This window comes from Thalassospira sp. MCCC 1A02491 (genome assembly GCF_001613785.1).
Taxonomy (GTDB): Bacteria; Pseudomonadota; Alphaproteobacteria; order Rhodospirillales; family Thalassospiraceae; genus Thalassospira; species Thalassospira povalilytica.
Genome location: NZ_LPVX01000022.1, coordinates 1 through 3,448, shown reverse-complemented (window position 1 = coordinate 3,448; position 3,448 = coordinate 1). Strand labels below are relative to the sequence as shown.

The following is a 3,448-nucleotide window of genomic DNA, read 5'->3' as shown; positions in this document are numbered from 1 at the left end:
TTGCCTGGTCACTGCCCCATGGATCACAGATCTGGCAAATCTCGATATCGCCCTGCAGGGCGAGGATCTCGCCGATCAGATGGCCGGACACTGTTTCCGGCCAAAGCGTAACGGTGATGACCTTCTGAAACTGTTGTGCCGGGATGTGGGTGGTGATGGTGCCCGTGACCTTGTCGCAATGAAGGTCGGAGGCGGGCAGGTTGGCCGACAGGTTCCTGCTGATCGCCGGAAGGTCGCGGCGATATTCACCGCTCACCAACCCATTGAGGAAACCGGTCAACAAACAGGGCTGGTCATCTTCCGAGCGTGCAAGCAGTTCCGGGCGATACTCGGAAAGGATGGCCGGGATCTTCTCTTCGGCATCCAGCAGGGGCTGCATGGCCTGAGCTGTTGCCATCAGATACCAATCAATGAAGTAGCTTGATTTATATTGCCGGGTTTCGGCAGTGCCGATCTCTTCAAGCACGATATTCGGCCAGTCTGCCTTGGCGGCAATTTCACGCTGTCGTTTGATCGCAAACAGGCGCACAGCGATGTTGCGTTTGCCGAGTTCCTGCAGGAGTGATTGACGGCCCAGCAACAAGCTCTGCTGCTCGCTCTCGATCCTTGCGTCATAGCTGGTCCCTTGCAGATGCCAGACACGCGAGAGCGAACCGTCCTTGCCGCGAACGGTGATCCCATCGAAGGGATCAATCCCGTCGAGCTCCAGCTCGTCCTGCAGCCAGTCTTGCTCAATATCGCCGAGCAGCAGGCGACGACCTGCCGGAACCACCAATCCCCCGGCCATACCGGTCACAAGGCCGGTGGTGATCACATCGGTCCAGATCATTTGCGCCCTCCCGTGGTCAGGAGGCGTTCACCCTTGCGGCTGCCCCAGAACATCGGGGTAACCAGCAGATCGCGGTCATAGTTCGGATTGATCCGCTGATGTTTGACGAGATAGATCCACGCCCCGACAAAGCCGACGATCCCGCCCGGAATGACCAAGGCAGGAAAGTCGAACACGACGGGCAGGACAAAGCCCAGAACACCAGCAAGCCCCGCAACAAGCAGAAGCGGGATCGGCAGACCGATCAGCGTCATCTGGCGCTGGACCTGAATGAGAACAGCACTGGCGGCTTTCATTTGAGAACCCCCAGAAGACCCGATGCGATGGCAGGGCCTGCGGTAACAAGAATGCCGCCAATCACCATCATGATGCCGCGCTGTGGATCAAGCCGACCGGTGAATGCTGCCCAGCCGCCATAAACGACAAGGCCAAGACCCAGTGCGATGGCAAAGATCTTGCCAAAGCCCTCGGCCAGAAGTTCGAGGAAGGAGACTACCGGATCCCACCAGTTGCCACCGGTGGTGCCTTGGGCAAAGGCCGGTTCAGTCATGGCCAAAGTGGCAAGGCCTGCGATGACAGCGATTTTAAGAAGATTACGTTTATCCATGTTCGGATTTCCTTGTCGTCAAATCGTCAAAACAGTGAGGACGCCCAGGGTGAAGACGACGGCGACCAGATTGAGAGCGGTGAGAATAGAGATCAGCTTGACCATCTTGCGAAAACGGTCCTGGGCCGTATCGGCAAGCCGGGCAGCTTCCTGCATGGCAGACAGGCGTTCACGCACGGCATCGGTGAGGGCTTCATTCTTGAAGTCCTCGATGGCGGCGGTGACATCGCTGGTGAAAGTTTCTGCCTGTGCCTGGATGATCCCGGACAGGGTTCGGTTATGCTGATCGATCAGGCGACGGTGCTCGTCGAGCACGACCTTGTGAATGGTGTAGATCATCAGCACCGGATCACCGTCCTCAACGGTGACCTGATGAACTTTCCACAGATGGGTGCGCAGCTCTTCGATGCTGTCCATGGTCAGGGGCGGCGGCGGAGCCTCATCAAGAACATTGGCCATTACAGCACCGCCTGTTCCATGGTCGACCCAATGCTGCGCCAGGTCATCATAAGGCGCTGGCGCGACATCAAGGGAAAGTCTGCATGGCTACCGGCCTCATCAAAGGTCAGGCGGGCGCGCATCATTTGTTCAATGTCGTGGCCGAAGGTTTCCTTGCGGACCTCGGGCAGACGCACCAGAGCGTGAATGCGGGACTTGTTTTTCTTGTAAAGACCGGAATGCTCGAAGCTCTCGACTTCGCCAGAGGTATTCTTGCGTTCGATCCGCCCGAAATACTCATTGAGCCAGACAACAACCGGAATATCGGGAACGCTCTGCAAGACCTGATGCAGGCCCTGCATGGTGTCATTGAGCGCCTGGCCACCCGTCAGCACTGTATGAAGTCGGACCTCATGACCGGCATCGGCCAGCATCTGGAGCGCCTGTGCTTCTACCATATAGCCAAGGAGCGGCAGGAAGGTGCTGGCCCCGTTATCGATCACGACAACCCCGTCTTCCGGGCCGGTCATGATCTGTTCGATCAGCGCATCGAAATAACGCGGGTTGATCTCATCAGGTCGTTCGCCCAGACGAATGGTCTCGACGGGGAAGGCTTTATACCCGGCAAAGGTCTGGTTAACTGGATCGGTGTCATAGCAATGAAGCGGGGTGTCGCGTTTGAGGTAATGCTGTGCGAGAAGGCTGGCGACAAACGACTTGCCGACCCCGCCCTTGCCCTGAAGGGTAAGATTAATCAACGCCATCGGCGATAACTCCATCTGAAATGATAATTTTGATGCCCAGCACATGGGCGAGGCGGAAAACATGCGCAGCAGGCAGATCGGTTCTGCCTGCTTCAAAGTCTCGATAGGTGCGTTCGCACACGCCGATACATTCACCTGCACCAGCTTGGGTGAGGTGTTTGCGCTCGCGGGCTTGCCGCAGGCGGGTGTGAAGGGTGAGGTAATCTGATTGCCAGGAGCTCATTGCGATGCCTCCGTCTCGTCAGAGGCATCGTCTTCTGGGTCTTCCCCACCCCACAGACGGTCCAGCGCGGCCTGTTCTTTCGCCTTGAGTGTTGGCAAGAAGCTAGCGGCTTGAGTGTTGCTTGGCGATACGGTGTGTGTGGGGGTGGCAGAGGACTGGCCGGGTGCTTTTGCAGGCACTTGGGTTTTGGGTGTGGTACGCCCAGAACGCAGTTGTTTTACCCGGTCATAGAACGACCGGCGGGACATCGTGATACGTCCCGAAGCACTCAGTTCTTCGTAGATTGTTCGGACCAGAACGCCTTGCTCAATCTTGCCGAGAATTTCATCTCGCAAAGCAAGGATTTCGATCTTCGCCTGACCCCATTCTGCGGGCATTGGCGCGCTCCTTGTCATAAGCGTTAACCACTTGACAAGGATCGGAAATGTATGGTCTCAATTCTGTGTCAGAGGTGCAGACAGCGTCTGTCTCTCGATCATCAGAATTGGGCAACAATGAGTGCCCCCGCAACCAATAAAAAAGGCGGTCCCTTACGGGGCCGCTTTTTTTATTGCCCGCAGGAACAGTCTTTGAACCTGCGATCCTCC

6 protein-coding genes and 1 pseudogene are annotated in these 3,448 nt (G+C 57.0%); all 7 read right to left on the bottom strand.

Going from position 1 to position 3,448, the window contains the following annotated elements; translation table 11 throughout:
- Positions 1 to 829, bottom strand: a pseudogene (locus tag AUQ42_RS07565) (type IV secretion system protein VirB4); the annotation flags it as partial.
- Entirely contained in the window at positions 826 to 1,125 is a 300-nt protein-coding gene (locus AUQ42_RS07560) for a hypothetical protein (RefSeq protein WP_068518487.1), read from the bottom strand. The gene AUQ42_RS07560 and the pseudogene AUQ42_RS07565, both read right to left, overlap by 4 nt.
- Entirely contained in the window at positions 1,122 to 1,436 is a 315-nt protein-coding gene (locus AUQ42_RS07555; protein WP_068518486.1) for a TrbC/VirB2 family protein, read from the bottom strand. Before AUQ42_RS07555 ends, AUQ42_RS07560 begins: the two co-directional genes overlap by 4 nt.
- Positions 1,437 to 1,454: 18 nt before the next feature.
- On the bottom strand, positions 1,455 to 1,895 hold the full coding sequence (locus AUQ42_RS07550; RefSeq protein WP_068518485.1) for a hypothetical protein: 441 nt from the start codon (positions 1,893 to 1,895) through the stop codon (positions 1,455 to 1,457).
- Positions 1,895 to 2,638 carry a conjugal transfer protein TraL gene (locus tag AUQ42_RS07545; RefSeq protein ID WP_068518484.1) on the bottom strand — a complete coding sequence of 248 codons (744 nt, stop codon included), beginning with the start codon at positions 2,636 to 2,638 and terminating at the stop codon, positions 1,895 to 1,897. Before AUQ42_RS07545 ends, AUQ42_RS07550 begins: the two co-directional genes overlap by 1 nt.
- Positions 2,625 to 2,861 (bottom strand): helix-turn-helix transcriptional regulator, encoded by a 237-nt coding sequence (locus AUQ42_RS15640; RefSeq protein ID WP_082817779.1) that lies wholly within the window; start codon positions 2,859 to 2,861, stop codon positions 2,625 to 2,627. Before AUQ42_RS15640 ends, AUQ42_RS07545 begins: the two co-directional genes overlap by 14 nt.
- Positions 2,858 to 3,238 carry a hypothetical protein gene (locus AUQ42_RS07540; protein ID WP_068518483.1) on the bottom strand — a complete coding sequence of 127 codons (381 nt, stop codon included), beginning with the start codon at positions 3,236 to 3,238 and terminating at the stop codon, positions 2,858 to 2,860. Before AUQ42_RS07540 ends, AUQ42_RS15640 begins: the two co-directional genes overlap by 4 nt.
- Positions 3,239 to 3,448 lie beyond the last annotated feature (210 nt).